Below are 26,842 nucleotides of genomic sequence, written 5' to 3'. Positions count from 1 at the left end.
AACACGCTTTATCGCTGAGTAATAATTTCGTTTTGCCTAAAGGGCAAAATCCAGGGTTTAGGCATTAGGTGGTCGGTTTGGGCTGCCAGGTTGACATTAGGGTCGATCAGGCGTTGGCTTGCCCGCCCGTTTAGGGCAACAAAGCAGTCAACGGTGACCTCCGGGTTGGTAATGCCGTAATCCCGACGGTACACTTCTGCCAGATGGTGGGCGTACTGCAGGATAAGGTCAGGCTGTATCGCCATTTGCTTTTCCTGATAGGCCGTTAGATAATCGGAATTGTCCACTTCAGACTGTCTTCCGGTATGCGGATCACGGACGGTAAAAGTGGCCTGCCCTACCTTTTCCACCAGCATGACCCGCCAGGCAAAACGATAGCCCTCCTCCGTCCACAGGACATTGCCCGGATAAGAGAGGTACCGTAGCGGCAGCAGGAATTGAATGGCGAAGTACACCAGAAGCCCGGTGCGGAGCAATGACATTTGTGCTTTCGGAAAAATCATTTTTTTGCCAGTGGCTCCACTGCCGTAGCCCAGTTTGTCCAACCAGCGTTCGTGCACCGCCGCCGGAAAAAAGATGAGCGTATTAAAGATCATGATGAACGGGAAAAGCCCAATATTGAAGAGCAGTTTGGTCAGCACATGAAAGGCAATTACGGCCGTATATGCCCAGGGACGGGTGCGTCGCCTCAGCAAGAAAAAGGGGATGGTCAGGTCATAAAAAGCGCCTGCCCAACTGAACGCATAGGCCGCCCAGGGTTGTGTAAAAAGGGCACCCACCAATGGCCAGTCTGCCTTAGTCGGTAACCAAACCGCGAGTGGCATCGCCCGAAATAACCAGTCGGCATTTAGTTTGGCAAAGCCTGCGTAAAAATAGACCATACTGATCTGTAACATGATCAGGTATATGCACCAGGCTGGCACGGTTTCAACCCTTAGTGCCGGTTTGCGCCATACATCAAGGGAAAAACGGCGATGGGCCGGCAAAAAGATCAGCAACAACCCCAATAGCACAACCAGGTAATAATGATTGAGGTAGTTGGTTACATCGATTAACTCCGTGTAGGTAAAACTCAGCCAGAAGACCAGGGCTGACCAGCGGTAAAATAAGCCCAGCATAATGCCCAACGCACTTAGCCCAACGATACCATATACCCAGTACATCCCCGCCACACTGAGCGGTTCGACCCATTCAAAACCGTAGAACTTGAAAAAAAAATCCGGCTCACCATACAGGCGTTCGATCCACCCACTCGCCATAAACCGGAAAGCCCCGGTTGCCATCAATCCGCCAAAAAGGATGCGGAAAGTGACAAGCGGGGCGATGCGCCGGGGCGCGGAAAGCCAATCTCGATATTGTTTAATCGGAATCACTTGGGTTGTCGATATAAGTGATGGCGACACATAAAACTGAGGGCATGTCGGTCTTAATGTTCACAATTTGTTTCGTAATCTCGTTGTAGGCGGTAACGGCCAGGTCATTATTGTCATCCACAGCGGTTCGTAAGGGTGCAGGCACCGCTTCAAGGGCTGCTTTTGCTGCTTCAAACTGCTGCTGAATGCGGGCATTAAGGCTTTCGCCCTCCTTGGTGGCATTGACTGCTTCGAGGTAGTCATCCAGACCGGGGCCATTTTGGCCATCCTGTCCGATACCAAGGTAGAAACGTTCGGCGGCAAGCAGGGCTCGTTGGGCCAGTGACAGTGACAGCCCGGAGTAAGGCGCCTCCACCTTATCCGGATTGGTAAAGCCGAGGGTAACCACACCGGCCGGAATGCCGATTTTGTCCCGCTTGATCATCTCATAATGCTCATTCAGCCCATTGATGATCTGACTGAGGGATGCACCGGCGGCAGTACCTTCATTGACCACGAACTGATCGCGGTACCCGTTTTTCCAGGCATCACTGACCGTGTTGGCAGCATCCGCAATAAATGCCGTCTGCGCGGTCAGAAAAGTAGCGTATTTAGCATCCGCAAATTGCGCGGCTACAGCCTCCTCACTCCCATCTCCTAACCCGTACAGCAGATAGTCCAGGGCAGGAAAACCTTTATCAAAAGTGTTCGGATTGGTAAAGTCGTAGTCCTCCCCGTTGATTTTGGATTCCAAAGCGGAGGCATTGAGCGGGAAGTTATTCAGTGTGGCACGCAGGGCCACTGCTTCCGCCGGCCCAAACTCGAACTGTGCGACCTCCTGCCAGCTCAGATAAGCTGTTTCAAAGGCTGCCCGGGCATCGGCCAGGGTTTGGGTGGAAGGGGCTTCCGCAAAATCGAAAGCAGCAGCATGCAGGTTGTTTGCACTCAGCTCCAGAGCGGCATACCCCGGTAGAATGATTTCCTCCGCAATGTGGGTAAACAAGGACTGCTGATCAAAATCACTTTCACAGGGCCGCTGTGCGCCGCCCATATCGTCCCCGCAACCCGCAAACAAAAGAAGGGCAGCAAGGCCGGCAAAACAAAAAATTGGCTTTAACAATTGCATAAAATTTAGTGGGTTGGTTGGTATTGGCCTGGCCCATTTAAATTAATTCATTGCCGTACACTTTTAGCTCGGCAAAAAGTTCATTGAAAGTTTGGAAAGAGAGACAGAAAAAATAAGGGTTTTCTGAGATTTTAAAAATCTTTGCAGAAAACCCTTTCAAAATGCCGTTCTGCAAAGATCTAAAAAATGGTTGATAAAGCATCAATCTGAGGTTCCACAAGGCAACGCCTTGCGTCGATTAACCGTCTTATCTGGTTTATTAGGTGCCTTAATCAAAGGTGGCCGGGCATCTTTATCAGAGTTGGGCCGCCATATGGAAGACCCCACTGACCTGGAAAGTCGGGTCAAGAAGGCCAAGCGTTGGTTGCAAAATAAGTGGACCGATGTCACGGTACACTTTATACCCTACCTTCTTCCGATTCTCCACTCTCTGAGCAAGGCTGGAGAGTTAGTTCTGGCCATCGATGGCTCCTGTGTGGGCAAAGACTGCATGGCGCTGATGGTCAGTGTAATCTGGCGCAGGCGAGCCATTCCCATTTGTTGGGTAGTTCGTAAAGCTCCCAAAGGCCATTTCCCGGAACACATGCACGTGGCCATTATCGGTCAAGTGGCGATGCTTATGGACAGTATCCTGGAACAGGATTGCCGGATTTTCCTGCTGGGAGATGCCGAATTCGACGGCTGCGAGTTGCAACAGTCTTGTTTGGCTCACGGTTGGGAGTACGTGCTAAAAACGGCGAAGGATACTTTGGTAGCCGATCATCCGGACATGGAGAATGCTTCGGCTTTTGGCCATTTGGCCGCAAGTATCGGTCAAAAAAGCTTGTTCCTGCCCCAAATGTATGTGACTAAGCAAGGGTTTGGGCCAGTCAATGTCTTGTTCTGGCATGACCGGACCCGATATGACCGACCTTTGTATCTGTTGACCAGCTTGGAATATGGCCCGCAAGCCGAAACATATTACCGAAAGAGGTATCACATTGAAACCTTTTTCGGCGATATCAAATCTCGCGGATTCCACATTCATAAAACCAGGATTGAAGAGCCTCAAACCTTGTTCAATCTCTTGATCGTGGCTAGCCTGGCTTTCATCATCTGTATCTTGTTCGAGTTTGATGCCCGAACCTCAGCCCAGTTGGGTAAATTCTGCCGTAAAGACCGAATCGATAGCTTGTCCGTGTTTCAGATTGGACTGAGGGCTGTCCGATTTTATGTCAGGCATGCTTTAAATCTTTCTTTCCAATTTTCAAAGAACTTCCCGTAAAATAAAAGTGTACGGCAATGAATAAATTAAAGGGCTATGGCCTAAAAACTAAGGGCTAAATTCAGGCAGATTTATTAGAAACTGTCCTTGGATTCCATCAGGTCTAAAGCTTCCGCCAGTTTGATCTTAGCGTCATTCAGGCGTTCAGGAGTGGTATTGTACAAGTCCATTTCCATGAAATCGCTGCTGCCGGCAATGTCTTCAAGCACTGCTGCAACCTCCGCGTTACTCATACGCTTCTCCGGGCTGAACTGAATGGCGTAGGTGAAGGCAATGGCTTCAGACAGGGCGTGCGCACGGATCGCCATATCATCAAAACTTTCGATGGCCGTGTTCAGGTAGCTGATCGCAGTCGCCCCGGTGATGGTTTCCCAGGTCTGACGGATTTCTGCGATGGCTTCATCACGGGCGGTAAGGTCGTCATTGCTGATGCCAGCCCGACCTTTGATAAAAGCATCCATCATCTGCTGATTGCAGTTGAGAATGGGGTCGCGGCGGTCAGAGTAAACACCCCAAAAGGCGATGTTGTCTTTATTGAGTGGGAAATCTGTAGGCACGCCATAGTAGCCAAAAGCTTCATCCCAGTGGTGCTCCATATCGGTGCCTTCGCCGGGGGTTATGGTTTCGTTGTCGACGTTCATGCGATCGTCCCCAAAGTAGACGGTCAGGGCCTGATAGTAGAAACAGGCGCCCATGAGGCCTTTCTCGATCAACTGGGCAAATTCCACGCCTTTTTCATTCAGCAGGTATTGCTTGGCGCCATCCAGACTGACCACCACACCGGCAACGCCTTCTTCACCAGGCGCTGTTGATTGGCTGTGCTGGGCGATGGCATCCATCAGGGTTTCAAACCGGGCTTGTTCCTGTTCGAAGGTTTTGCTTTTCAGCTGCTTGGAGGCATCGTATTCCAAGGTCCAGTTGGCTGCGGCTGCATCGTTAGCGTACATGGCTTTCAGACGACCTGCATCGAGTACAGTACCGGGCGTATTGGCAGAACCCAGGTAGCTTTTCATTTCCAGGAGCATCTGCAGGCGCTGTACCTGTCCATCGTAGCTTACATTCTCAAAGCTGTAGGTATCAGGTATGGTATAACTGTTATCCTCTTCGGAATCACAGCTCCAAAATAATACACTTATTGCAAGGGCAAGGCTCAGTAGTTTGTAGTTTGGCATCCGTCTCTATTTAAGTGGATTAAATCTAAATAAATACAGATGCAAAAGTAACCGGTGATATTCGGGCTCACAATACCCAAATTAAGGCATCAAGACCCAAAAACTACCTAGCGTTAGGTAACGCTGCGTAAGCTGAACGCTAATTTTCGACTTAGTGCATTACCACCTGACTACTTACTTTGCGCAAAGCCTGCCCATTGGCGAAGGTGCCCTCCAGTACCAGAGCGTAATGCCCGGAAGGCCAACCTGAGACATCAACGGTAGCCTGATGCTTTCCTTCAGCATATTGCCCGGACAGCAAAGTTGTTATCAACTGCCCCTGCCCATTGTACGCCCGCAGGGTTACCTGAGCTGCGCTGCCTAATTCAAAGGGAACAGTGAGCTCATTATCAGCAGGATTAGGGAAAGCGGGTAGCAGCCGGGAACGGCTAGCCATGGGGTCCTCTGTACTTACAATATCGCGAAGGTCGGTTTCGTAAACGCCCAATCCATGGGTGGCTACGCGGAGTTTACGCCCTGCTCCGATACTTAGGTGCATGGCCATAACAGCATCCGCAATGCCATCTGAGTACCATTCCCAGCTCTGTCCGTAATCAAAGGAAGCGTAAACGCCCAGATCATTGCCTACATACAAATCGGAGGGCTGTTCAGGGTCAACTACGATAGAATTGGCGGGAACATCTGGCAAACCTGAGCTGATCGATGACCAGGTGAGCCCTCCATCTTCAGATTTGAAGGCATGGTCCGTACCAAAGCCAGAGCAAACCGCATACACGGTACCCGGAGTTGCAGGGTCGAAAGTGATTTCCATAAAAACCCGGTCTGGCAAACCATTAACAGGGCTCCAGGAAGACCCACCGTCCGAACTGCGCATCACTTTTGCGGTACCGCCCAACAATGGAGCCGTTGCCACCAGCAGTACATTCTGATCATAAGGTGCAGCAGCGATTGTCAGGATTGGATTCTCGTATTCGCTATCGACCGGCCCGCTGGAGGTGGCGGCCCAATTTACTCCATAATTATTACTTCGGTGCAAGCGCTGTGCCCCGGCATAAATAGTAGCCGGGTTCTGAGGAGCAAGGATAAAGGGACCGTTAAAGTTTGTCACTTCATTACCCAGACTGCTGATGGGTAAGGGACCGAAGTCCAGCCCGCCATTGAAGCTCTGGCGGATATTCAGCCGCTGAAAAGAGCCGTAGACACGGCTGTTGTCTTCCTGGTCAATAGCGGTGCACATCCCATCGCCACCGATTACGCGGTACCAGGAGTCATCCCCCAGATAGACAGCCGTTGCATTATCCTGTAAGCCACCGATCGCCAGGTTAGGGTTAGTCAGGCTGCTGGAAAACTTAGCGTAAAACTGCTGGGTTTGATAACCTCCATTTCGCCCAGACCATGACTCGCCGTTGTCTTCGGATACAAAAACGCCGCCATCTGTAGCTACGAAGACCGTGTTGTTGTCAAAAGGGGAATAGTAAGCCGCGTGAATATCGGCATGCACATAGTCGAAGGGGCCTTCCGGGCCACCCACCGGTGTCTGTCCGAAGAACCATTTGAACCAAAAGGCTTTCTGAGCAACTGTTGCGCCACCATCAACGGATTTGAACAAGTCTACACCGGTGTAAATAATGGTATTCGGATTATCCGGCTTAACCGCCACATCATGAGAATACCAGCCCTGGAAGCGGGCAATATCATCGGTATTGATTAGGCCCCAGTTATTTCCACCATCCTCAGACTTATAGAGCCCCCGGCTCTCGAAGGCATCCGCAAGGGAGATGTAAATAATCTCCGGATTAGAAGGGCTGATGCTCAACATCGCCTTTCCGGAATAGTCGGTAGGCAAGCCTGGGACTGGCTGAAAGCTTGCGCCCCCATCGGAAGAGCGAAAGATACCAGCCTGAGGGCTTTCATACCCCCCATAGGTTGCGAATAGCACAGCTGTGTCGGCCGGATGTAGATTTAAGTCCATACCCATGGGGAAGTCATGCACCAGGCTCCAGGTTTGCCCGGCATCCAGAGAGCGGTAAGTACCTTCTGTGGTGGTTGCCCACACGGTATTGGTGTTTTGCGGATTGATAAGGACATCCCAAACGCCCCGCATTTCTTCATAGGACCAATCCAGGGATTTTTCCCAGGTTAGTCCGCCATCAGTGGTTTTAAGTATACCCATGCCATAAGAGCCCCTGGTAAGGCGATCGGAAACACCGGGCATAGCGACTGTGTAGTTGTACACCTCGCCGGTACCTATGTACATCTCCTCCGGGTTGTCCGGGTTGATGGCAATGCTGCTCACCCCTAGTACCGGATGCCCCAGTGCAACCCGTTCCCAGGCTTCCACCCCAACCCCGGCTGAGGTGGACTTCCAAAGCCCGCCACTAGCGGAACCTGCATAGATGATGTCTGGATTATTAGGATGGAAAGCCAGGCAGAGCGTTCGTCCACCGAAATTCTTTGGCCCCAGCGGCTCCCATTCTGCCGAGTTGCCTCGAAACTCCAAAAGGGTTTGTTGTGCCTCGTGAGCGATGGCCAGGTTGCGCATTTGAATTTTCCCATCAGGATAAGACCGGACTCTGCCCCATTCTTCCATAGCAAGGGCGGCACCGCTTTCCTTTTCTTCGTAAGGTTCAGTTTGCTGTACCCCTGTGCAAGCGCTCAGGGAAATGGAAAAAATCAGCAGCAGGCGGGAAAAAGCAAGAAGGTTACCCATTTTTGATCTCAAAATAAGGAAATCCCACCTGGCTTAAAGAGGCACAACAGCTAAAAACTGTACGATAGGCGCTATTCAGCAGCCTTTTCAGCACCGATAACCGGTCCATTTTCGATAAATTCTACCAGATTGTCGAGAGACCAGGCATTCTTAATATCGAAATCTCCAACTTTGGTCCTCCGAAGGGCGGTCAGGTATGCGCCGCTTTGCAAGGCTATCCCAAAGTCGTGCGCCAGTGAACGGATGTAGGTGCCTTTGCTGCAACTGACCTCGAAGTCGATCTCCGGCAACTCCACCCGGGTGATCTTAAAGCTAAAGATTTCCACATCGCGGGGCTCTACCTCAACGATTTCGCCCTTCCGGGCTTTTTTATAAAGTGGCTGCCCATCTACCTTGATTGCGCTGAACATAGGAGGTACTTGCTGTATTTTGCCAGTGAACTGCTGGCGGGCCTGCTCGATAATTTCGGGGGTAATGTGGTCAGTTGGGAATCGCTCCTGTATTTCCGATTCCGCATCATAGGAAGGCGTTGTCGCGCCAATAAACATAGTTCCCGTGTAGGATTTGGAAAGCCCTTGCAGATCGTTTAGCTTTTTGGTAAACTTACCTGTACAAAGTACAAGAAGCCCTGTTGCCATGGGATCAAGGGTACCTGAATGCCCGACTTTTATCTTCTTCACCTTCAGTCGATGCTTGATTTTGTAGCGGACTTTATTCACGACATCAAATGATGTCCAGCCTTGTGGCTTGTCGACTAGAAGTGTGGCACCTGCTCTAAAGTCATACCTGGGAACCGGTTGGTCATCTCCCTCCATGTCCATTTAAAGTGTTTTATAAACAACAAACGGGCAGTATCATCAGGTACTACCCATACAAATAAAGCTGCTACAAGCCTTAAGAGGTCGCCATGAAAATGGCAATTGCAGCAACGATAAAACAATATACAGAAAAATAGGTCAATTTACTACGCTTCACCAGGCTGATCATCCAAAGGCAAGCGAAGGCTCCTGTTACAAAAGCAGCAACAAAGCCTACCGCCAGGGGGATAGCCTGATCCGCTGACATTACCATTTCTCCATCCAGTATATCCTTCGCCATTTTGCCAAGTATCAGAGGTACGACCATAAGGAAAGAAAAGCGGGCTGATTTTTCCCGGTCAATTCCTAACAAAACAGAAGTTGAGATGGTAGCACCGGAGCGGGAAATCCCGGGCAGTATGGCGATAGCCTGAGCGATTCCGATGATCAGGGCATTGGTGTAGGAGACACTTTTATTGGTACGCTTTGCCCGGTCTGCCAGGAATAACAACAACCCGGTAACGATGAGCATAAACCCAACAAGCATAATGCGTTGATCGAATAGCTGTTCAATCTGCTCTTCAAAAACGAGCCCTACGAATGCGGCAGGGATCATGGACAGGACGATCTTAAGGGAAAACTGCAGCTCTTCATTCCACTCTAACTGCAATAATCCCCGCAGAATTTCCGCCACATCCTTTCGGAAAATCAATAGCGTGGAAAGCGCGGTAGCCGCGTGTAAAGTCACGGTCATGAGCAAGCTCTCTTCTGCCATGCTGTCGTCACCCAGAAAAAATTTAGCCAGTTCCAAATGCCCGCTACTGCTGATAGGCAGAAACTCTGTTAGCCCCTGAATGACTCCGAGCAGTACAGAACGAAGGATATCTTCCATGATTGTGCATAATTGAGCTTCCTACCCGTAAAGCAGGAAGGGTTGACAATCGGCTATTTCTTAAAAATTGCCCAAATCTCCATCCCCAGCCCCATCAAAATCACGATAGGGGCAAGCACAGTGCGGCGGGCGCTGTAAATGATATCGTCTTCCCATACATCTGGAGAAGGCATATCGCCACCTGCCATTAAGATCAGCCCGAGGAGAACAAGCCCCAGCCCTCCTGCGATGAGGATGTAGTTAGACTTGCCAAATGCCAGCTCCATCTGAGGAGACTCAACCTCCCGTGTACTGCGGCGGGAGCTCGTTGGTTTCACCACTTTTTTTGCTGTACTCTTACTATCAGTGGTAACGACCACCTTTTTCTTTCCAGGTTTTTCCTTACTCATGACTTCAATTTAGACTATTAATTTAGTAGAGGTCATCTACTCTCATTTTCAAATATTTGCGAACGACCAGGAATGTGCTGACCGTATTGATGGCCATACCCATGGTTAACAGTAAACCAAACAATATAAACATCCCGGTCCAGTCCTGAATATCCCGTAACCCAGGTACATCCGCCTGAACGTAGAGATACAGGAGCAACAACGCCCCGGATGCCAATGCTCCGCTAAACAGGCCATGGATCATCGCTCTGCGCAGGAATGGCCGGCTAATGAACTCCCAGGTGGCACCAACCAGTTCCATATTCTTGATCAGGAAGCGGTTGGCATACAGCGCCAGACGGACAGTATTATGAATAAGCAAGCCTGCAATACCAAGAAACAAAACTAAAATAGCCAGTGCTGCGATGCCGATCATTTTGATATTATCCGCAATATCATTCACCAGGCTTTCCTGATAGTATACGTCAGTTATGCCTTCGCGTTCAATCAGAGCGGTACGAATCCCTTTTAAACTATCCGGGTGCATGTAAGCAGCCTTCACGTTGAAGGTGATGACATCATACAAAGGATTAGGCAGGTCAAGCTTCAGGAAGTCGTTACCAAAATCTTCCCGCATCAATTCAGCCCCCTGTTCCTTGCTTATGAACTCGGCAGAGCCTTCACGGACAAAACCCATTTGGTCTACTTCCTGCAGGATTTGCCTGGCCATATTATCGGTCTCCTCCCCCTGCAATTCGATGATCAGATTAACTTTTTCCTTAAGTTCGTTAACGATCAGCTGTGCATTAAAAAGCGTCAGGGCAAAGAAGCCAAGGGCGAACAGCACCAATGCTACGCTGATGATGGAATGCCAATAATTGGGACGGCTTCCTGAACGACGTGGATCTTGCTGCTCGGGCATAGAAGGTATTTGCTAGGTGCGCCGTAAAAAAGGCCGCAAATTGTAGGGTTCGGTTTGTTGAATACGCGCAAAATTAGAAAATATAAGCGAAACAGAACCCCTAAACCTCCATAAAGGCGGAAGTGCCAGGCAACAAAGCGAATTTTGCTTTCGTTTTTGTAAAAAAGCATGCATGCTATGAGAAACCTTGCCCTTGTCCTGTTAATATCGGGCTTACCCGGGATTACCTTACTGGCGCAACCTATTTTTCTAAACAACTCCTCTTTTGAAGATGCCGCTCAGGATGCCACAGTACCCAGTGGGTGGTTTGGGTGCCAGCTGGGTTCGACGCCGGATATTCTTCCCGGCCAGTGGGGCGTTTATCAGCCAGCAGAAGATGGCGACACTTACGTAGGGCTCATTACCCGTGAGGACGGGACCTGGGAAAGTATAGGGCAACGGCTATCCCAGCCATTGAAGAAGAACGATTGTTATACACTAACCCTGTTCCTTTCACATTCTGACAACTATGAGACGTACAACGGCAAATTACAACTACGTATTTACGGTGGCACTTCTAAATGTCAGCAAGCTCAGGTTCTCTATGAGTCTCCTGTAATCCGGCAATCCCGCTGGGAAGAATACGAAATAGAGTTTTTTGTCAAACAAGATGTTTACTACCTTGTTTTTGAAGCCTACCATCCCCACCAGGGACGTGCATACCGTGGCAACCTACTTATAGACGGTATTTCGCCTATTGAGAAGTGTACACGAGCGATGCTTGATTAAAGCCTTATTGCTCTTTTTTCTCCATTTCCTCCATCAGCCCCTCTGTTTTGCGAACGAGATCCTCCCATTCATTCTCGATTTCCTTTCGGCTGGAGCTATCCATAGTGGGCCGTTCATCAGGTGTATTGTTATAATTCTCCGGTAATTCCCGATTGATATCCTCACTTAGCCGTTTTCTTTTTTCTTCGAGCTCAGCAATCTTGTCCAGCAAATCGCGATTGTCTTCCAATTGTTCGGCTTTGCTTTTTAGATTGTCGAGGAGCCCACCTACTTTATCAACTGCTTCGTCATATTTGCCTTCATCAAACTTTTGCTTTTCCTGTTTAAGCAGGTCAAAAGCTGACTTTGTGAGGTCTTTTACACTGGTGAATATTTCCTTGGATTGTGCTTTCTCCTCCGGCGTACCAAAAAAGTAATTGTACACCAGGATGCCGCCCACTAACAACAACCCTACTTTGATCAGACTTTTCAGCATGTTTTCATTTTTTGTGTAAAGATAAGGCTGGATTTTGCAGTAAAAAAACGCAATCCATTCGTTTAATATAATCTGACGTGATTGAATCAGGAAAGCAGGTCATTCAACTCTTCAAGTTCAATGCCTAGTATAGCAGCGACCTCTTTAGGGGACTGCCCTGCTTTTGTCAGCGTGACAGCGACTCTGCGTAGTTGTTCATGCTTTTTTTGTAACTCCTGATCCTTCTGCGAAAGCGCTTGGTCCTTCTGCGAAAGTTCCTGGTCTTTGTGGGAGAGCTCCTGGTCCTTCTGGGAGAGCTCCTGGTCCTTCTGGGAGAGCTCCTGGTCCTTCTGGGAGAGCCGCTGCTCTTTTTCGAAAAGCTCTCGTTCTTTTTCTGCTATCATGCGCTGATAGTCCTCAAATTCTTCGATCAGGTCATCCTCTGCATCCATGATTTCACGGACTTCTGGCTCAGCAACGGCTTGCTGCAATCGGCGAAGCAGTGCACGGTAGCGCTTTGGAACCTCGAATTCTTCTATATTGAGCAGGTGCCGGTCTTCATTGATAAAAGATTGGTCAAATAGTGATAGTAATTGCTCTAACTCATTGCGGCGGTGGCCAGTCAGGTAGGGAATCTGAATGATAATGCTATCGTGGGTGAGGCTCTCGATAAAGATTTCCCTTTCCTGAAGAACTTCTCCGGTTGCGGCATCCGTGTAAGAACGGTTGATCCGGATCACAGGCGCAGTGATATGATCAAGCTTGTGCCCAAGGAAATAGATACTGAGTATAGGCAGTGCCTTTCGCTGCGCATACTCCTCTGCGGGTTCCTGTACCACATTATTTTTGTTGCGGTATTGCTCGCCAAGGTAGCGCCTGAACCGCATAATATCTGTAGCCAGTTTGGCCTTCTGCAATTCCAGAATCACGAGCTGCTCCTCTCCATTAGCGTACCTGATGCGGGCACTGAAGTCCATGCGCATTACCATCAGTGCTTTACCAACGGGAAATTGATGCTCAGTGGGGCGTAGCTTCAGACTGACTACTTCTTCTCCTATAATAGCAGAGAGCAGCAGCCTTGCCAGCTTCTCATCATTCATGAGGTATTTAAAGACCACATCGTAGATAGGATTCGCAATCTGCACCATATTCCAAAGCATTTAGCTAACAAAAATACAACGCTTTCTGCTTTTACGCCACCCCCAGCGAATTGCATCCTGCTGCCACGTGGGGTTTTCACCGGAAAATACCTATTTTCGCGCTCTGAAAAACGGCATGGGGAACTCCTGTTTGCCCATCAACGTTTAATCAACCATCAAAACCGCAGCTGTAGCATGGAATACAAACCCGGAGAAATCGAGAGTAAGTGTAAAGCATTCTGGGAAAAAGAGGGGATTTACAAAGTAAACATAGACCCCGATAAGCCAAAGTACTACGTACTTGATATGTTTCCCTATCCTTCCGGATCCGGTCTCCACGTTGGTCATCCCCTTGGATACATTGCCTCGGATATTTACTCCCGCTATAAGCGACTCAAAGGGTTCAATGTCCTGCACCCTATGGGCTACGATGCCTTTGGCCTACCGGCAGAACAATACGCTATTCAAACTGGCGTACACCCCGCAAAATCTACCACAGAGAATATACAGCGGTACCGCGAGCAACTGGATAATATTGGCTTTAGCTTCGACTGGAGCCGGGAGGTACAAACCTGTGACCCGGCTTATTACAAGTGGACGCAGTGGATATTCATGCAACTGTATAACCACTATTACGATACTTCAGCCGACAAAGCCCTGCCAATAGAAACACTTGTACAGCACCTGGAACAGCAGGGCAACGCCAACCTCAATGCTGTAGCCAATAAGGAAACTCCTGAAATAACAGCCGAGGCATGGAAAAATATGTCAGAAGGAGAACAACAACTGTTCCTCCTCAACTACCGCCTTACCTTTCCGGAGGAAAGCTATGTCAACTGGTGCCCCCAACTGGGTACGGTACTCTCCAACGACGAGGTCAAAGATGGCGTCAGCGAGCGGGGCGGCTATCCGGTAGAGCGCAAACTTATGCAGCAGTGGAGCATGCGCATTACAGCCTACGCGGACCGGTTGCTGTACGGGCTTGACAACGTTGACTGGCCGGAAAGCCTGAAAGAGCAGCAGCGCAACTGGATTGGCCGTTCTCAGGGCGCAAGCGTAAAGTTTGCACTGGAGGAAACGCCGGATACCAAAATTGAAGTATTCACCACCCGGGTAGACACCATCTATGGCGTTACCTTCATGGTGCTGGCTCCTGAGCATGAACTCGTCGCTCAACTGACCAAGCCGGAGCAACAGGAAGAAATCGAAAAATACATCAAATGGACCGCTTCCCGTTCTGAGGTGGAGCGTATGGCAGAGGTCAAGAAAGTTACCGGAGCTTTCACCGGTAGTTATTGCCTGAATCCGGTCAACGGAGAGAAAGTGCCCATCTACATTGCCGACTATGTGCTCGCGGGCTATGGTACGGGAGCGGTCATGGCGGTACCTTCCGGTGATCAGCGGGACTGGAACTTTGCCAAGCACTTTGGGCTGCCTATAGTGCCCATACTCGATGCCCAGCAAAATCTGGACGAAGCAGCTGATGCCACCAAAGAAGGTAAATACATCAACTCCGAGCTGATCAACGGGCTGGCATACGAAGAAGCCGTACCTAAACTTATCAGCTGGCTCGAAACACAGGGCGCCGGCCGTGGGAAAATTCAGTACCGCCTGCGCAATGCCGTCTTTAGCCGTCAGCGGTACTGGGGAGAGCCTGTGCCTGCTTACTGGAAAGATGGCGTGCCTTATTTGATTGACGAGTCCGAGCTGCCACTGGTCTTGCCACAGGTAGACAAATACCTGCCTACCGAGACCGGTGAGCCACCGCTGGGCCGGGCAAACGACTGGAAGTACAAAGGACAGTACGATTATGAACTATCCACCATGCCAGGATGGGCAGGCTCTTCCTGGTACTGGTACCGATACATGGACCCCGGCAATGACCAGGCTTTTGTATCCAAAGAGGATGTGGACTACTGGCAGGATGTGGATTTGTACATCGGTGGCTCTGAGCATGCAGTAGGCCACTTGCTTTATAGCCGTTTCTGGAACCACTTCCTTTACGACCTTGGGCTGGTCCCCAAAAAGGAATATGCAAAGAAGCTGATCAATCAGGGGATGATACAGGGCGTGATTGAGTTTATTTACTTCGACAAAAACAGCACAGGCCAGAAGCGCTTTGTTTCTGCTGACCTGACCGGTCAGTACCCGGATACAGAATGGGCACAAATACCGGTTCACGTGGACTTTGTCAGCGACTATGGCAAGGACGATTCCTACCTGGATGAGAGAGGCATTCAGCAGTTCCTCGAATGGCGCCCGGAGTTCAAAGGCGCGGCTTTCGAAACCAATGCGGAAGGCAAAATGGTGACTTACAGCGAGGTCGGCAAAATGTCGAAATCGAAATTCAATGTCATCAACCCGGATGATGTCGTGGCACAGTACGGAGCAGACTGCTTCCGGATGTACGAGATGTTCCTGGGCCCTATTGAACAGGCCAAGCCCTGGGACACACAGGGCATCGATGGCGTTTATAAGTTCCTGCGCCGGTTCTATGATCTGTTTTCCGACAAGGATGGGCATTTCACGGTTAGCGATGAGGCACCGGACAAAGCCGAGCTTAAGGTACTGCACCAGGCCATTCAGAAGGTGGAACAGGACATCGAACGTTTTTCCTTCAATACCTGCGTCAGTGCCTTCATGATTGCGACTAATGAGCTGCGCAAGATGAAGTGTAACAAGCGGGACATCCTGGAGCCTCTGACTGTACTTATAGCGCCATTTGCTCCTTTTACCGCAGAAGATCTTTGGTCAAAGCTTGGACACGGAGGCAGCGTTCACAGAGATGGCCAATATCCGGCTTTCAATCCGGAGTACCTCAAAGAAGATGAAGTGGAATACCCCATTGCCATCAACGGAAAAACCAGGGCTACGGCTTCCTTCCCATCTGATGCTTCCAAAGAAGACCTTGAGGCAGCTGCCCGGGAACTGGAAGATATCCAAAAATGGATTGAAGGTAAGACCATCCGCAAAGTCATTGTGGTGCCCAAGCGAATGATCAATATCGTGGTTGGTTAAAACATACGGTCCGGCCTGGTTTAAGCCGGGCCGTTAATTTATATTTATGAAATACCTCATTATCCTTTCCCTGCTGTTAGTGTCTTCTACTGCATTTGCGCAAGCGAGTATGATAGCTACCGACTCTCTCATGTCTCATGTGCGGTTTCTATCCTCTGATGCATTAAAAGGCAGGGAAACAGATAGTGAAGGTAATGCTGCTGCTGCCGCTTACATCCTGCAGCGGTTTGAAGATTACGGGTTAATGCCTGCAGGAAAGGAGAGCTATCGGCAGCCGTTCCATTTTTACAGCCGTTTTCCTAAAAAGACTTACAAAGCCACTAATCTACTGGCAATGGTTAAGGGTACTGAGGTACCGGACTCAGTTATTGTAATTTCCGCACATTACGATCATGTTGGCGAACGGGGTGGTGAAGTCTATAATGGCGCAGACGATAATGCTTCAGGTGTGGGCGCACTTCTGGAGCTGGCCAGGTATTTTCAGGCCAACCCCACGCCTTACAGCCTTCTCTTTGCAGCATGGGATGCTGAAGAAGTTGGGCTCCGGGGTGCCAACCACTTCGTAGATGAACCAACGGTGCCATTAGAGCATATCATCCTGAATATCAATATGGATATGATCGGCCGCAATGCCAAGGAACAAATTTACATCTGTGGCGCAGGCCATTACCCTGAGCTGCGCGCACCATTGGACCGGATTGCACAAAAAGCACCGATACAAGTCAGGTTTGGGCACGAAGCGCCAACGCCTACCCGTTCTGATGACTGGACCTACGCCTCCGATCATGGCGAGTTTCACAAAAAAGGCATCCCATTTCTCTACTTTGGCGTAGAGGACCATGAAGATTATCATCAACCCACTGATGATGCAGACCGGATCATGCCTGTGTTCTATACTGCTGTCGCTGAAGTCATACGGAAAGCTATCCTACACTTCGCAAGGCCCTAAAAGAAAAGCCCCTCCCGGTTGACCGAAAGGAGCTGCGTACAATGGTTTTCCTTCAAATGGGCTTTAGAGCCTTATTTTTCAATTGCAGTAAGTTCCATGTAGCTTTGCAGTTTGCCACCTCCGTCGTAGGTCTCAGACCTAACCACTCCTACGCCTTCTGCAAAATACTCCACCGTGGAGTAAGAACGGCTGATCATCATTTTGATGTTGGAAGTCTGGCTGATTTTATAGCACTCAAAAGACCCTGCTTCTGTGGAAATTGTGGCTTTCCCTTCTACCTTTCGGTCCGTTATTTCAATATTCATAGAAGCGATATTAATACCGCTTGCAGCTGTGGTAATCTTTGAGGAAGCATCCGGCAGTTCCTGGCCGACTTCAATATCATTTGGGAAGGATAGCGCATCACCCTCAATTGTGACTTCGTAACCGCTAAAGGACTGTTGCATAGCCGGATTGAACATGGAGTTGACATCCATAAGCAGCTTGCCGTCTTTGCAAAAGACCTGATAGGTGCCGGAGTAAGACTCTTTGCCTTTCTTATCCTTCAGGACAGTGCTGACTTCTGCTTCGATTTCGCCATCATCTTCATTGATGACCTTTACAGTATTTTCAGTAACGCTTTCCACTTTACCTTTTTTGTTGAAGGTGGTATATTCCATATAGGCTCCCTCCTTGAAAGGGAAAAAAGTGGAACAATCCTGCGCCACGCTGTTCAGGGCGAAAGACAAAGGCATTAGTACGAGTAGGATTCTGAATTTCATGATTTCCTGTATTTCGGTTTTGGTTTCATCTGTAAGATAGTGCAGGATGGGGAATTCCATACCCGCAAAAGTTAATATAACATTAAAGAAATCCAATTACCGCTCCCTGCTGCTCTTTCAAAACATTTTCAAAACCAACTTTATTATACTTGGGTATTATACGCGATACGAAGTGGTTTGCGACATCGGAGCAAGCCACTTCCCAGCGTAAATGCTGACATTGCTATGGCAAACCACTTAATCGTCAGTATAGTAATCTCCAATCCTCACAAAAAAGAGCCATGAAGCGACTTTTACTTTCCCTTTTTGCAGTCCTGTCTGTAGTTACCCTTCACAGCCAAACCAACCTGTTACTAACCAATCCCGTCATGGACGACCTTTTGAAGGGCAATTATCCGGCCGACACCTACGAGCCGGCTACCCTGATCAATCACCCGGATGCCATCTTTGCTGATTTGGTGGAATCCGTTTCCCCGGATTCGCTTTACGACTATCTGGTGGAATTAAGCAGTTTCGAAAACCGCAATACGGGCGCTGATACTACGAGTGCTACCTTCGGTATGGGGGCAGCCCGCCGCTGGGCGCATAGCAAGTTCGAAAATTTCCCGGCAGCACAGGAGGGCCGGCTTGAGGTCGGATATTTCCAGTTTGATCAGGACATCTGCGGCATGGGGCAGCACAGGAACGTGCTTGCTGTTTTGCCCGGTATTGGACCGGACCGCGGCGAGGTCGTACTCCTTGAAGGCCATATGGACAGCCGTTGTGCTGAGGTTTGTGACACCGGGTGTATGGCCCACGGTATGGAGGACAACGCCACAGGGACAGCTTTGGTCCTGGAGCTGGCACGAGTGATGAGCCAGTATGCTTTTAACCGGACGATCGTCTTCATGATCACCACAGGAGAAGAGCAGGGGTTATTTGGCGCCAACGCTTTTGCCGAATACGCCGAGCAGGAAAACATTCAAATCCGTGGCGTCTACAACAACGATATCGTAGGCGGCATCATTTGCGGGGCGACCGCCTCACCTCCCGGCTGCCCGGGCCTGAATGCCATTGACAGCATCAACGTTCGGGTCTATTCCTCAAACGGAGGGCTCTTTGGAGCATCTTCTTCCCGGCTGCTGGCCCGCTACAGCAAACTGCAGTATGATGAAAATATTGCTCCCATTGTGCCTGTAGCTGCTGAAGTCAATATCATATCACGGGAGGACCGGGCCGGGCGTGGCGGCGACCACATCCCTTTTCGGCAAAGAGGCTACTCTGCAGTCCGCTTTACTTCTGCCAATGAGCATGGCAATGGCAACCCCAGCACACCGGACTATCACGACCGGCAGCACACCATGGAGGACATCCTCGGTGTAGACACTAATGATGACGGGCAAATAGATAGCTTCTTCGTTGACTTCAACTACCTGGCCCGCAATACCGTACTGAACGGCAGTGCTGCCGCCGCAAGTGCTATGGGGCCCGCCACCCCCACCAACTTCGAGCTGGAAGCCACCCTGGCAGGCGTGCGTTACAAGTTTGAAGACGCGGCGGGTACCGGGCTTTACCGCCTCGGCATCCGAAGCTTCGAGACAGAGACCGCTTACTTCGATACGCTGGTAACCGTCACCGCTTTAGAAGATACGCTTTCCTGGCTCCCTCCCGGCACGGTATATCTTTTGTCAGCCGCTGCATTGGATTCCAACAATATCGAGAGCCATTTTTCAGAAGAAACCTTTGCCAACCTTACAACAAGCACTCAGGAAGTGAAAACCTACGAGGGCCTAACACTGCTGCAGAACCGCCCCAATCCCTTTGATGAAGCTACCACGATCGGTGTCATGGTCGAGTCCCCCATTGATTACAATACCGCCTTTATACGAATTGCAGATACACAAGGCAGAGAGCTCGCACGGTACAAAGTTGAGCTCAACCCGGGGCTTGTGCAGGTAGTATACGGCTATGAAAACCATCGGTACACACCCGGCACCTATTACTACAGCCTGGTGATCGATGGGCGGCCTGTGGATACGAAAGCGATGATTTACGCTTACTAAAAGAAGACAGATGTCCGCTCCGGAACATTTGAAGCCGGAGCAGGCAACATCACTTCCGGGAAATCAGTTTTGTGAACGATAGAATGATTATCTTCCCCCCACATAAATCGATACTCAACTATGATCTACGTTTCTTTTTTACTGACCATTATGACCACCCTATCTGCGCCCGAAGCCTCCACACCCGATCACAGCCTTTGGGAGGCAGTACTTCAGCAGTACGTCTCGGAGGACGGCGCGGTCAACTACAAAAAGCTGGCAAAAAATAATAAAGACCTGAACGCCTATCTCGAAGAACTGGCTAACCACCCACCTATGGACAGCTGGAGCCGGGATGAGAAGCTCGCCTACTGGATTAATGTTTATAATGCCTTCACGGTCAAGCTCATCGTGGATAATTATCCGGTCAAGAGTATCCGGGACCTTCACGATGGCAACCCCTGGGACGTTAAATGGATAAAACTGGGCCGGCAAACCTATTCGCTTAACCAAATTGAGCACGATATCATCCGCCCCCGCTACAACGAGCCTCGTATCCACTTTGCGGTCAATTGTGCAGCGCAGTCCTGCCCTCCCCTGCTCAACCACGCCTGGACAGCAGACAAGCTTGAGCAATACCTGGAGCAGCAAACGCAAGCCTTCATCAACAACGAAGCCTACAATACAATCAGCGCCAAATCACTGGAACTGTCCCAGATTTTCAACTGGTACGGTGAGGATTTTGACGATGTCAAAGCTTTCGTGGACCGTTACACTACAACAGATGTGAAGGACAGTGCCGAAGTGAGTTTCCGGGAATACAACTGGGCGCTTAATGCTAAATAAATTTCCGTTGCTATACTACTCCGTACCGAAACTAGTAGCAGTAAAACGCAGTAGCGTACATTAGTGAATTAGCCGCTTTTCCAGCGTGGAAAATACCCTATTGAAAAAAAACTGCAACACGATGATAAAACTCATTGCTTTGCTCAGTTGATCTGTATAAATGGATAAAGAATACAGCTGACAAAGTAGTCCTGCCTATTGAGGCAAATAACCGCCGCTTTTCGGCGTAAACCCTGGCTTTGACTGCTCTATACTCCGCACAGTAGAGCAGACAAACTCGTAGTATAGAAGTTGTTGACAATAACACGTTGAATCAGTTCCAAGCCTTGGTCATACTGTTGGCAGGCTGTTCAATGAGCAACATAACAACTAAATTATCGAACGATGAAAAGCCAAAAATTCTTTATCCATCTACTCTTAGCAATGATGGGGTTATTGGTTTTTGCAGCTGGCTGCGAAAAAGATACTGTCCATATTGATGACCCTGACGATGTCCCGTTGCTTTCAACTGCAGAAGCCGTTGAAATAACTATAACCTCAGCCCTCTTAGGGGGAAACATCACTGATGATGGCGGAAAGGTCATAACCCAAAGAGGAACCTGCTGGAATACGACAGCCCCACCAACCATTAATGACCGTAAAACCGAGAATGGTGGTGGCACCGGAAATTTCATAAGCAGTCTTGTAGATTTGGAGCCCAATACAACTTACTATGCCCGGGCGTATGCAACTAATAGCGTAGGCACAGGCTATGGCAACACCGTATCATTTACGACACTGGAGGAGAGTAACGCAGGTAGTTTTACTGACCCCCGTGATGGGCATGTTTATCCAACTGCCACCATAGGCGATCAAGTATGGATGGCCGAAAACCTGGTCTATTTGCCAATGGTAAACAGGCCGGTTGACGGATCAGAAGATGAAGAAGGGCCGTATTATTATGTATATGGTTACAACGGGACAGATATTGATGAAGCCAAAGCCACCCCCAATTACACTTCTTACGGCGTCCTCTATAATTGGACAGCAGCTATGAACGGTGCAATCAGCAGCAGTACTAACCCAAGCGAAGTGCAGGGCGCATGCCCTACAGGCTGGCACCTGCCGAGTGATGAGGAATGGACAGAACTGGTCGATTACCTGGGTGGATATGCCGTAGCCGGTGGAAAATTAAAAGAGATGGGGAACGCACACTGGGTTGGTGATAATAGTACTTCGACCAATGAAACCGGCTTCACTGCACGCCCGGGCGGATACCGTAGCATAGATGGCGAATTCCGGAACGTTGGGGAAATTGGTTGGTGGTGGAGCGCTACTGAAAAGTATTCTTATTCTGCCTACCGAATTGATATACAATACGACAACGCTACACACCAAGGTGACCACTTAAAAACACTTGGGAACTCTCTGCGCTGCGTCAGGGATTAGCCTACTTGCAGCCTGTCAGATATGGCCGCTAATGCTAAAAGCCCCGGAGCGATGTACGCTTACCGGGGCTTTCTTTAAATCCGATTCTTATACCTTTTTAATCCAATTCTCGTGATTTATTTGTCTAAACGAGCCTTGCCATATCTCTTACCAGAATTTTACCCCGGTTAAAATAGATAAGGTCTGATTTTTTTAGCTCATTAAGCACCAGTGTTACCGTTTGACGGGAGGTGCAGGTGATATTGGCAATATCCTGGTGCGTCAGGGAGTGCTTGAGCAGCATTTCGTAGCCCACCCGGCGGCCGCGCTTGTTGACGGCGTCTTTGATAAATTCAATAATACGAGTGCGGGCATCTTTGAAAATCAGCGACTCCAGCTTGTCCTCCGCCCGGACCAACCGGCCGCCAAACAGATTCATGACCGACGTGCAGAGGTCAAAACTCTTTTGCATCAGCTTTTTCATATCAGCTACTTTAAGCTGATACACATGAACGTCCTGCTTAAGTGCCTGTGCAAAATCCTTGTAATAAGGCTCTCCTATCAGGCCCAACTCCCCAAACATGGCAGTAGGATGGATCAGTGACTTAATAATCTCCTTACCATCTGTGGAATGTGTGCCAATTTTAACAGTCCCTTTGGCCAGGAAATAAATGTATTCTGAAGCATCTCCCGGCATATAGATGAAGGAATACTTCGGCTTCACCTTATACTCCATCATCTCTGCCAGCGCCGCTTTGTCCTCAGCAGAGAGAACGGAGAAGAGGGGAAAAAGGTCAATAAATGATGATTTTGCTTCGGCGTTCATGTTAGCTCTTTTAGGTAATCTCACTTTCAAACATGGACAATATTCAATGCCATGTATTCTGCAATTTCACCTATAGAGACACTAAATATCAGAAGTCCCCCTATGCGAAGAAGAAGTTTTTTCAGATGAACTGTATAACAAAATAACCAGAGTAGGGAAAGTATGTAAAGGCGGAGCGTGTAAAACGGGGAGTCAGGAAACGTCAATACCCAACAACAAGGGAGTCGCTGGAAGTGCTAAACCCTGCGAAAACCCCCTGCCCGCCGTTAATATTATCGTAAACGATTACAGGATCAGCATAGGGGGAGTCCGACACGCCATTCTGCCTGCTTATGGTTGAGAAGTATTGGTAATACTCCTTGGAAACCGCCCGCAGCTCGATAAAGAGCTTACCCAGCTCATCACGGTTCGGCAAATAACTAAATTCAACGGGTAGGTTTAACCGGATGGTTTGGCCATCCTGATCTTCATCTGCCAACAACAAACCTCCACCAACATGAGCGACCTGAAAGTTGGTATTCAGTTGGTTCGAAAAAATTACAGGCCTCATTTCCTCCCTGAAATACAGGGTGTCATTCTCAATAATTGCATATTCTCTAAATTGTTGCAGCAGGTTGATGTGATAGTAATTATCTATCTGCCCGGGATCCTCGAAGGCGATTCCAACGCGGTAACGGACCAGAGTTTCCTTTTCTCCCGTCATCTCAGAAAACTGCAAATCCGAAATCTCAGAAGAAACCATTTTGACAGGCGTAGGGATTTGACTATGGGCAGTGACCGTCTCAAAGCCCGGCGCATCCACCCTAATGGTATATTTGATCCCGACCTGGAGCTGGAAATCTCCTGCAGAATAGAATGGCAGGTTTGATATCTTGTCCTTATCTTCAGAAAAGCTCAGTTGAGTCAGAAATTCCTCATTGCGGTAGAGCTCTACAATAGCGTTATCGATATAAGCGATTGGCTCATCATCAAGGATACTTCCGGAGGAAGATACATAGACCTGTAATGTCCGATCCAGTGTGAAACTGCTTACCACCACGAGTTCAGACGAACGGGCATCTATAGCCGAATTAACGTCAAAGACTTTTTCACAACTAAGCACAAAGCTTAGCATAGCCAAAAAAATCGGTAAAAAAATCAAACGCGGCATAAACTATCCGTTTTCTCCATACCAAAAACACTTAAAACAAACATTAAAATCAAAGCGGTTTGTCAAAATATTATTCCGGCATAAATAGGGTTTCGGCGAAGAGCCCCCCTCTAGCAATAATATCCCCTAAAATATAAGGAGATGTCAGCGAATATACAATTATAATTTTAAAGAATAGTTCAGTGCAGGGATTAATGGCAACAACCATACCGGGCTAAACCGGCGGTCTTCCCTTATTTCGCTGCCCTCGGTTACATAGCGGGTTTCCAGATTGTAATACAATGGGTTTCGGCGGTTATACAGGTTATAAACGCCCAGGTTTAAAGTATGCCGAACCCTTTCTGCTTCGATGTAAAGGTTTACCCCAAAATCCAGGCGGTGATAAACGGGCATCCGAAAGCTGTTCTTTTCTCCATAATCAACGACGTTGATGCTCCCGACTCCAGGCAGGAAAACCTGATAACGCCCCTGCGGAAGGCTAAAAGCAAAACCGGAATTCATTGCCCATGATCCGGAAAACTCCAGCCACTCGTTGAAGACATGCACGAAAGCAAGGGTAAGGCTGTGCCTGCGGTCATACCTATAAGGGTACCGCCTCCCGTTATTTACGAGTGGGAAGCGCCGGTCCGCCCAGGCCAGCCCGTAGGATGCCCATCCGGTAGTCTTTCCCTGCCGTTTTTCCAAAAGCAGCTCCATGCCATATGCCTGTCCTGTCCCTGAGGTAAGATTGCTTTCCCAATTATTAAAAAACAGCGCCCCTTCCGAGTAAGTTAGCAGCTGGCTCATATACTTGGTGTACATATCGCCGGTAAGCTGCCAGCCTTCCCCAAACTGCCAGGTCGAAGACAAACCAAACTGCCAGCTCTGCTCCGGCTTAACGGATGCAGTACTAGGCACCCAGAGGTCATTGGGCAGGCCAAGTGTAGAGTTGGAAAGCAGGTGGACAAACTGTGTCATTTTGCTCAGATAGCCATTCAGCAGAAGACGGTTATTAATGCTCCAGTTGGCAATCAACCGGGGCTGCAAAGAGGAGTAAGTCTGCCCATCTACCTGAAATGCAGCCAGATGAAGCCCGGCATTTACCTTAACCTCCGGACTAACCTGCCAGATATTTTCCAGATAGCCCCCAAATTCAACGGCAGATATGGCCCTGGCTTGCATCCGGGGCTGCCGGAGGGTATCTGATTTCTCAACCAGTTCGAGTGATAAAAGGCCTGGTTCAAACAGATGACGGGTGGCAAAAACCCCAAACCGAAGCGATTGTACAGGCGCAGGCCGGTAGTCAAAGTCAAGCCGCACACCAAAATCATCAATTTGCGAAAAGTACCTCCCTATACTAATGTACCGGTCCGTTACACTCCCAGACCTTGCATTCGTCAGAGAATCGCCCCTTTCGTAAGTAATGCCCACATCCAGCCCGCTGTAAGAAGCAGTGAGGCTTGCGAACAGCTGATCGCCAAACAGATGAGTCCATCGCATGGAAGTCACGGTGTTCCCCCAGGTCATCTCCTCCAGCGCACTTCTGGAGGAGAGAAAAGGTACAGGCTCTAAGACGCTGGTATCCTGAGTGAACAGAGTATCCAATGCCAGGCTTCGGTTTCGGTAAGCATCCTTGCCTGTATAAAAACTAAAGTAAAGGTCGTCCCGATCTGAAAGCGTAAAGTTCAGTTTGGCATTAACGTCATAAAAATCATAGTCTACCAGGCTCTGCCGGTCCTCTTCTGAACGTATGCTCTCGGCAAGCGGCTGCAAATACCAGCCAATCAGGCTACGGCGGCCGGAAACGATAAAGCTGCTTTTACCTTTCTGAATCGGCCCTTCCAGCGTCATCCGGCCTGACAAAAGCCCAAGGCTTGCCTCAGCTTCATAGTGCTGGTTGTTGCCGTCACGGGTACGAATGTCCAGAACGGAAGATAAACGCCCACCAAAACGGGCAGGGAATCCACTTTTATAGAGCTGGGCACTTTTGACGGCATTCGTATTAAATACCGAGAACAGCCCCGCTGCATGAGATATGTTGTAGACCGGTACACCATCGATCATGATCAGGTTCTGACCATTGCCTCCGCCCCGTACATGCAGCCCATCCAATCCATCTGTACCAGATTGAACACCGGGCAGCAACTGTAAGGCCCTGACCAGGTCAGACTCCCCAGCCAAAGCCGGCAGCTGTTCCAACTGCTCCATGTTTAGCTGTGTCGCCCCTCCGGATTGTACCATTTTCGGGTCAACCCTGGGTTTGTACCCCACCACTTCTATTGGCTCCAACTGAAGGTCAGACCGTAGTTGCTGGTCGAGGCGCTGATTGTCCATTAAATAGAAATCAGAAGAAAGAGTGCCATAGCCAACGTAAGAGAAATCCAGCGCTACCGGGCCAGCTGGAAGGGTAATACTAAAATAACCATACTCATTAGTGACCGTGCCTTTGCCACTTTTATTATCGTAGATGTTGGCACCGATCAGGCGTTCACCTGTACTGGCATCCACCAAAATACCATTGATGGTGAATTCAAGATCAACTGGCAAGAAAATCACAATTTGCCCACCAAGCTCTTTAATCCTTAGGGGCGTATCCTGTAGTAGCTGGCCTAAAGCACTTCCGATAGTGCGCTGCTCGAACTTTGCCGTAATGACCTTCGGAGGAAGGATATCGTTGGAAAAGGACAACCGTAAATCATGCTCGTCGCCCAGCCGGTAGAGCGCTTCCTCTAGCGATACCTCCCAAAACTCAGCAGAGACCTGTTGATCCAGCACTCCCTGAGCAACCAGCACATAAGCACAAGGGATGGTAAGCAATATTAAAAGTAGAAGTCGCTTCATAAAGGCATTTGCGGATCAGGAAAGTCGCTATTCCTATTTCCAAAAATACAGGGATTTTTCAGGATTAACAACAGCGGGGA

The 26,842-nt window shown here is 49.2% G+C and carries 21 protein-coding genes; 7 read left to right on the top strand and 14 right to left on the bottom strand.

The window, feature by feature from the left end; genetic code table 11:
* Positions 1 to 8: 8 nt before the first annotated feature.
* Both IX84_RS15800 and IX84_RS15795 read right to left on the bottom strand, forming a co-directional pair.
* Positions 9 to 1,373, bottom strand: coding sequence for an HTTM domain-containing protein (locus tag IX84_RS15800; protein ID WP_238578291.1), 1,365 nt, complete (start codon positions 1,371 to 1,373; stop codon positions 9 to 11).
* On the bottom strand, positions 1,360 to 2,478 hold the full coding sequence (locus IX84_RS15795) for an imelysin family protein (protein ID WP_044222826.1): 1,119 nt from the start codon (positions 2,476 to 2,478) through the stop codon (positions 1,360 to 1,362). Before IX84_RS15795 ends, IX84_RS15800 begins: the two co-directional genes overlap by 14 nt.
* A gap of 190 nt (positions 2,479 to 2,668) precedes the next feature.
* Between IX84_RS15795 and IX84_RS15790 the strand changes: the two genes are divergently transcribed.
* Positions 2,669 to 3,742 carry a transposase gene (locus IX84_RS15790; protein WP_044222821.1) on the top strand — a complete coding sequence of 358 codons (1,074 nt, stop codon included), beginning with the start codon at positions 2,669 to 2,671 and terminating at the stop codon, positions 3,740 to 3,742.
* Between the two features lie 74 nt (positions 3,743 to 3,816).
* Here IX84_RS15790 and IX84_RS15785 read toward each other — a convergent pair whose 3' ends face one another.
* The 6 genes from IX84_RS15785 to IX84_RS15760 form a co-directional block, all read right to left on the bottom strand.
* Complete coding sequence (locus tag IX84_RS15785; RefSeq protein WP_052516055.1) at positions 3,817 to 4,914, bottom strand: DUF4856 domain-containing protein; 1,098 nt, start codon at positions 4,912 to 4,914, stop codon at positions 3,817 to 3,819.
* Positions 4,915 to 5,065: 151 nt separating this feature from the next.
* The gene (locus IX84_RS15780) at positions 5,066 to 7,624 is read right to left on the bottom strand and encodes a T9SS type A sorting domain-containing protein (protein WP_044222819.1); all 2,559 of its coding nucleotides are present in this window, start codon (positions 7,622 to 7,624) and stop codon (positions 5,066 to 5,068) included.
* A 71-nt stretch (positions 7,625 to 7,695) separates the two neighbouring features.
* A complete protein-coding gene (gene truB, locus IX84_RS15775; RefSeq protein WP_238578290.1) occupies positions 7,696 to 8,445 on the bottom strand; it encodes a tRNA pseudouridine(55) synthase TruB in 750 nt (249 codons plus the stop codon).
* A 73-nt stretch (positions 8,446 to 8,518) separates the two neighbouring features.
* The gene (locus IX84_RS15770; protein ID WP_044222816.1) at positions 8,519 to 9,313 is read right to left on the bottom strand and encodes an undecaprenyl-diphosphate phosphatase; all 795 of its coding nucleotides are present in this window, start codon (positions 9,311 to 9,313) and stop codon (positions 8,519 to 8,521) included.
* Between the two features lie 53 nt (positions 9,314 to 9,366).
* Complete coding sequence (locus IX84_RS32495; protein WP_081968787.1) at positions 9,367 to 9,702, bottom strand: DUF3098 domain-containing protein; 336 nt, start codon at positions 9,700 to 9,702, stop codon at positions 9,367 to 9,369.
* Positions 9,703 to 9,724: 22 nt separating this feature from the next.
* The gene (locus IX84_RS15760) at positions 9,725 to 10,603 is read right to left on the bottom strand and encodes a cell division protein FtsX (RefSeq protein WP_044222813.1); all 879 of its coding nucleotides are present in this window, start codon (positions 10,601 to 10,603) and stop codon (positions 9,725 to 9,727) included.
* Positions 10,604 to 10,780: 177 nt separating this feature from the next.
* On the opposite strand from IX84_RS15760, the gene IX84_RS15755 reads away from it, so the two are divergent.
* Positions 10,781 to 11,371: a hypothetical protein gene (locus tag IX84_RS15755; protein WP_052516054.1), complete on the top strand. Its 591-nt coding sequence runs from the start codon at positions 10,781 to 10,783 to the stop codon at positions 11,369 to 11,371.
* 4 nt (positions 11,372 to 11,375) lie between these two features.
* Here IX84_RS15755 and IX84_RS15750 read toward each other — a convergent pair whose 3' ends face one another.
* Both IX84_RS15750 and IX84_RS15745 read right to left on the bottom strand, forming a co-directional pair.
* The gene (locus IX84_RS15750; protein WP_044222810.1) at positions 11,376 to 11,846 is read right to left on the bottom strand and encodes a hypothetical protein; all 471 of its coding nucleotides are present in this window, start codon (positions 11,844 to 11,846) and stop codon (positions 11,376 to 11,378) included.
* 86 nt (positions 11,847 to 11,932) lie between these two features.
* On the bottom strand, positions 11,933 to 12,973 hold the full coding sequence (locus IX84_RS15745) for a DUF3552 domain-containing protein (RefSeq protein ID WP_044223191.1): 1,041 nt from the start codon (positions 12,971 to 12,973) through the stop codon (positions 11,933 to 11,935).
* A gap of 186 nt (positions 12,974 to 13,159) precedes the next feature.
* Here IX84_RS15745 and leuS point away from each other — a divergent pair, with 186 nt between their 5' ends.
* Together leuS and IX84_RS15735 are read left to right on the top strand one after the other, a co-directional pair.
* Positions 13,160 to 15,982: a leucine--tRNA ligase gene (gene leuS, locus IX84_RS15740; protein ID WP_044222808.1), complete on the top strand. Its 2,823-nt coding sequence runs from the start codon at positions 13,160 to 13,162 to the stop codon at positions 15,980 to 15,982.
* Between the two features lie 46 nt (positions 15,983 to 16,028).
* Positions 16,029 to 16,931 carry a M20/M25/M40 family metallo-hydrolase gene (locus IX84_RS15735; protein WP_044222805.1) on the top strand — a complete coding sequence of 301 codons (903 nt, stop codon included), beginning with the start codon at positions 16,029 to 16,031 and terminating at the stop codon, positions 16,929 to 16,931.
* A gap of 71 nt (positions 16,932 to 17,002) precedes the next feature.
* Here the strand turns inward: IX84_RS15735 and IX84_RS15730 are convergent, their stop codons facing one another.
* Positions 17,003 to 17,752, bottom strand: a complete 750-nt coding sequence (locus IX84_RS15730) for a TapB family protein (RefSeq protein ID WP_152605090.1) — start codon at positions 17,750 to 17,752, stop codon at positions 17,003 to 17,005.
* 221 nt (positions 17,753 to 17,973) lie between these two features.
* On the opposite strand from IX84_RS15730, the gene IX84_RS15725 reads away from it, so the two are divergent.
* The 3 genes from IX84_RS15725 to IX84_RS31085 all read left to right on the top strand — a co-directional run bounded on the left by IX84_RS15725 (position 17,974) and on the right by IX84_RS31085 (position 21,987).
* Positions 17,974 to 19,734, top strand: coding sequence for a M28 family peptidase (locus tag IX84_RS15725; protein WP_052516052.1), 1,761 nt, complete (start codon positions 17,974 to 17,976; stop codon positions 19,732 to 19,734).
* Between the two features lie 120 nt (positions 19,735 to 19,854).
* Positions 19,855 to 20,559, top strand: coding sequence for a DUF547 domain-containing protein (locus IX84_RS15720; RefSeq protein ID WP_044222799.1), 705 nt, complete (start codon positions 19,855 to 19,857; stop codon positions 20,557 to 20,559).
* 384 nt (positions 20,560 to 20,943) lie between these two features.
* Positions 20,944 to 21,987 (top strand): FISUMP domain-containing protein, encoded by a 1,044-nt coding sequence (locus IX84_RS31085; protein WP_081968786.1) that lies wholly within the window; start codon positions 20,944 to 20,946, stop codon positions 21,985 to 21,987.
* 124 nt (positions 21,988 to 22,111) lie between these two features.
* Here the strand turns inward: IX84_RS31085 and IX84_RS15710 are convergent, their stop codons facing one another.
* The 3 genes from IX84_RS15710 to IX84_RS15700 all read right to left on the bottom strand — a co-directional run bounded on the left by IX84_RS15710 (position 22,112) and on the right by IX84_RS15700 (position 26,762).
* On the bottom strand, positions 22,112 to 22,792 hold the full coding sequence (locus tag IX84_RS15710; protein WP_044222796.1) for a Crp/Fnr family transcriptional regulator: 681 nt from the start codon (positions 22,790 to 22,792) through the stop codon (positions 22,112 to 22,114).
* A gap of 202 nt (positions 22,793 to 22,994) precedes the next feature.
* On the bottom strand, positions 22,995 to 23,942 hold the full coding sequence (locus IX84_RS15705; protein WP_044222791.1) for a DUF4249 domain-containing protein: 948 nt from the start codon (positions 23,940 to 23,942) through the stop codon (positions 22,995 to 22,997).
* A gap of 159 nt (positions 23,943 to 24,101) precedes the next feature.
* Entirely contained in the window at positions 24,102 to 26,762 is a 2,661-nt protein-coding gene (locus tag IX84_RS15700) for a TonB-dependent receptor (protein ID WP_081968785.1), read from the bottom strand.
* Positions 26,763 to 26,842: the final 80 nt, after the last annotated feature.

The sequence above is a fragment of the Phaeodactylibacter xiamenensis genome (assembly GCF_000759025.1).
Lineage (GTDB): Bacteria > Bacteroidota > Bacteroidia > Chitinophagales > Saprospiraceae > Phaeodactylibacter > Phaeodactylibacter xiamenensis.
Note: the sequence above shows the minus strand (reverse complement) of the source record. Positions and strands in the feature narration are given on the sequence as shown.

Bases quoted from the DNA above. Each gene is read 5' to 3' on its own strand.
- IX84_RS31085 (WP_081968786.1), top strand. From the start codon at position 20,944: ATGAAAAGCCAAAAATTCTTTATCCATCTACTCTTAGCAATGATGGGG.
- IX84_RS15725 (WP_052516052.1), top strand. From the start codon at position 17,974: ATGAAGCGACTTTTACTTTCCCTTTTTGCAGTCCTGTCTGTAGTTACC.
- IX84_RS15735 (WP_044222805.1), top strand. From the start codon at position 16,029: ATGAAATACCTCATTATCCTTTCCCTGCTGTTAGTGTCTTCTACTGCA.
- IX84_RS15720 (WP_044222799.1), top strand. From the start codon at position 19,855: ATGATCTACGTTTCTTTTTTACTGACCATTATGACCACCCTATCTGCG.
- IX84_RS15750 (WP_044222810.1), bottom strand. From the start codon at position 11,846: ATGCTGAAAAGTCTGATCAAAGTAGGGTTGTTGTTAGTGGGCGGCATC.
- truB (WP_238578290.1), bottom strand. From the start codon at position 8,445: ATGGACATGGAGGGAGATGACCAACCGGTTCCCAGGTATGACTTTAGA.
- IX84_RS15710 (WP_044222796.1), bottom strand. From the start codon at position 22,792: ATGAACGCCGAAGCAAAATCATCATTTATTGACCTTTTTCCCCTCTTC.
- IX84_RS15795 (WP_044222826.1), bottom strand. From the start codon at position 2,478: ATGCAATTGTTAAAGCCAATTTTTTGTTTTGCCGGCCTTGCTGCCCTT.
- IX84_RS15705 (WP_044222791.1), bottom strand. From the start codon at position 23,942: ATGCCGCGTTTGATTTTTTTACCGATTTTTTTGGCTATGCTAAGCTTT.
- IX84_RS15730 (WP_152605090.1), bottom strand. From the start codon at position 17,752: ATGGAATTCCCCATCCTGCACTATCTTACAGATGAAACCAAAACCGAA.
- IX84_RS15755 (WP_052516054.1), top strand. From the start codon at position 10,781: ATGAGAAACCTTGCCCTTGTCCTGTTAATATCGGGCTTACCCGGGATT.
- IX84_RS15700 (WP_081968785.1), bottom strand. From the start codon at position 26,762: ATGAAGCGACTTCTACTTTTAATATTGCTTACCATCCCTTGTGCTTAT.
- IX84_RS15745 (WP_044223191.1), bottom strand. From the start codon at position 12,973: ATGGTGCAGATTGCGAATCCTATCTACGATGTGGTCTTTAAATACCTC.
- IX84_RS32495 (WP_081968787.1), bottom strand. From the start codon at position 9,702: ATGAGTAAGGAAAAACCTGGAAAGAAAAAGGTGGTCGTTACCACTGAT.
- IX84_RS15770 (WP_044222816.1), bottom strand. From the start codon at position 9,313: ATGGAAGATATCCTTCGTTCTGTACTGCTCGGAGTCATTCAGGGGCTA.
- IX84_RS15780 (WP_044222819.1), bottom strand. From the start codon at position 7,624: ATGGGTAACCTTCTTGCTTTTTCCCGCCTGCTGCTGATTTTTTCCATT.
- IX84_RS15785 (WP_052516055.1), bottom strand. From the start codon at position 4,914: ATGCCAAACTACAAACTACTGAGCCTTGCCCTTGCAATAAGTGTATTA.
- IX84_RS15760 (WP_044222813.1), bottom strand. From the start codon at position 10,603: ATGCCCGAGCAGCAAGATCCACGTCGTTCAGGAAGCCGTCCCAATTAT.
- leuS (WP_044222808.1), top strand. From the start codon at position 13,160: ATGGAATACAAACCCGGAGAAATCGAGAGTAAGTGTAAAGCATTCTGG.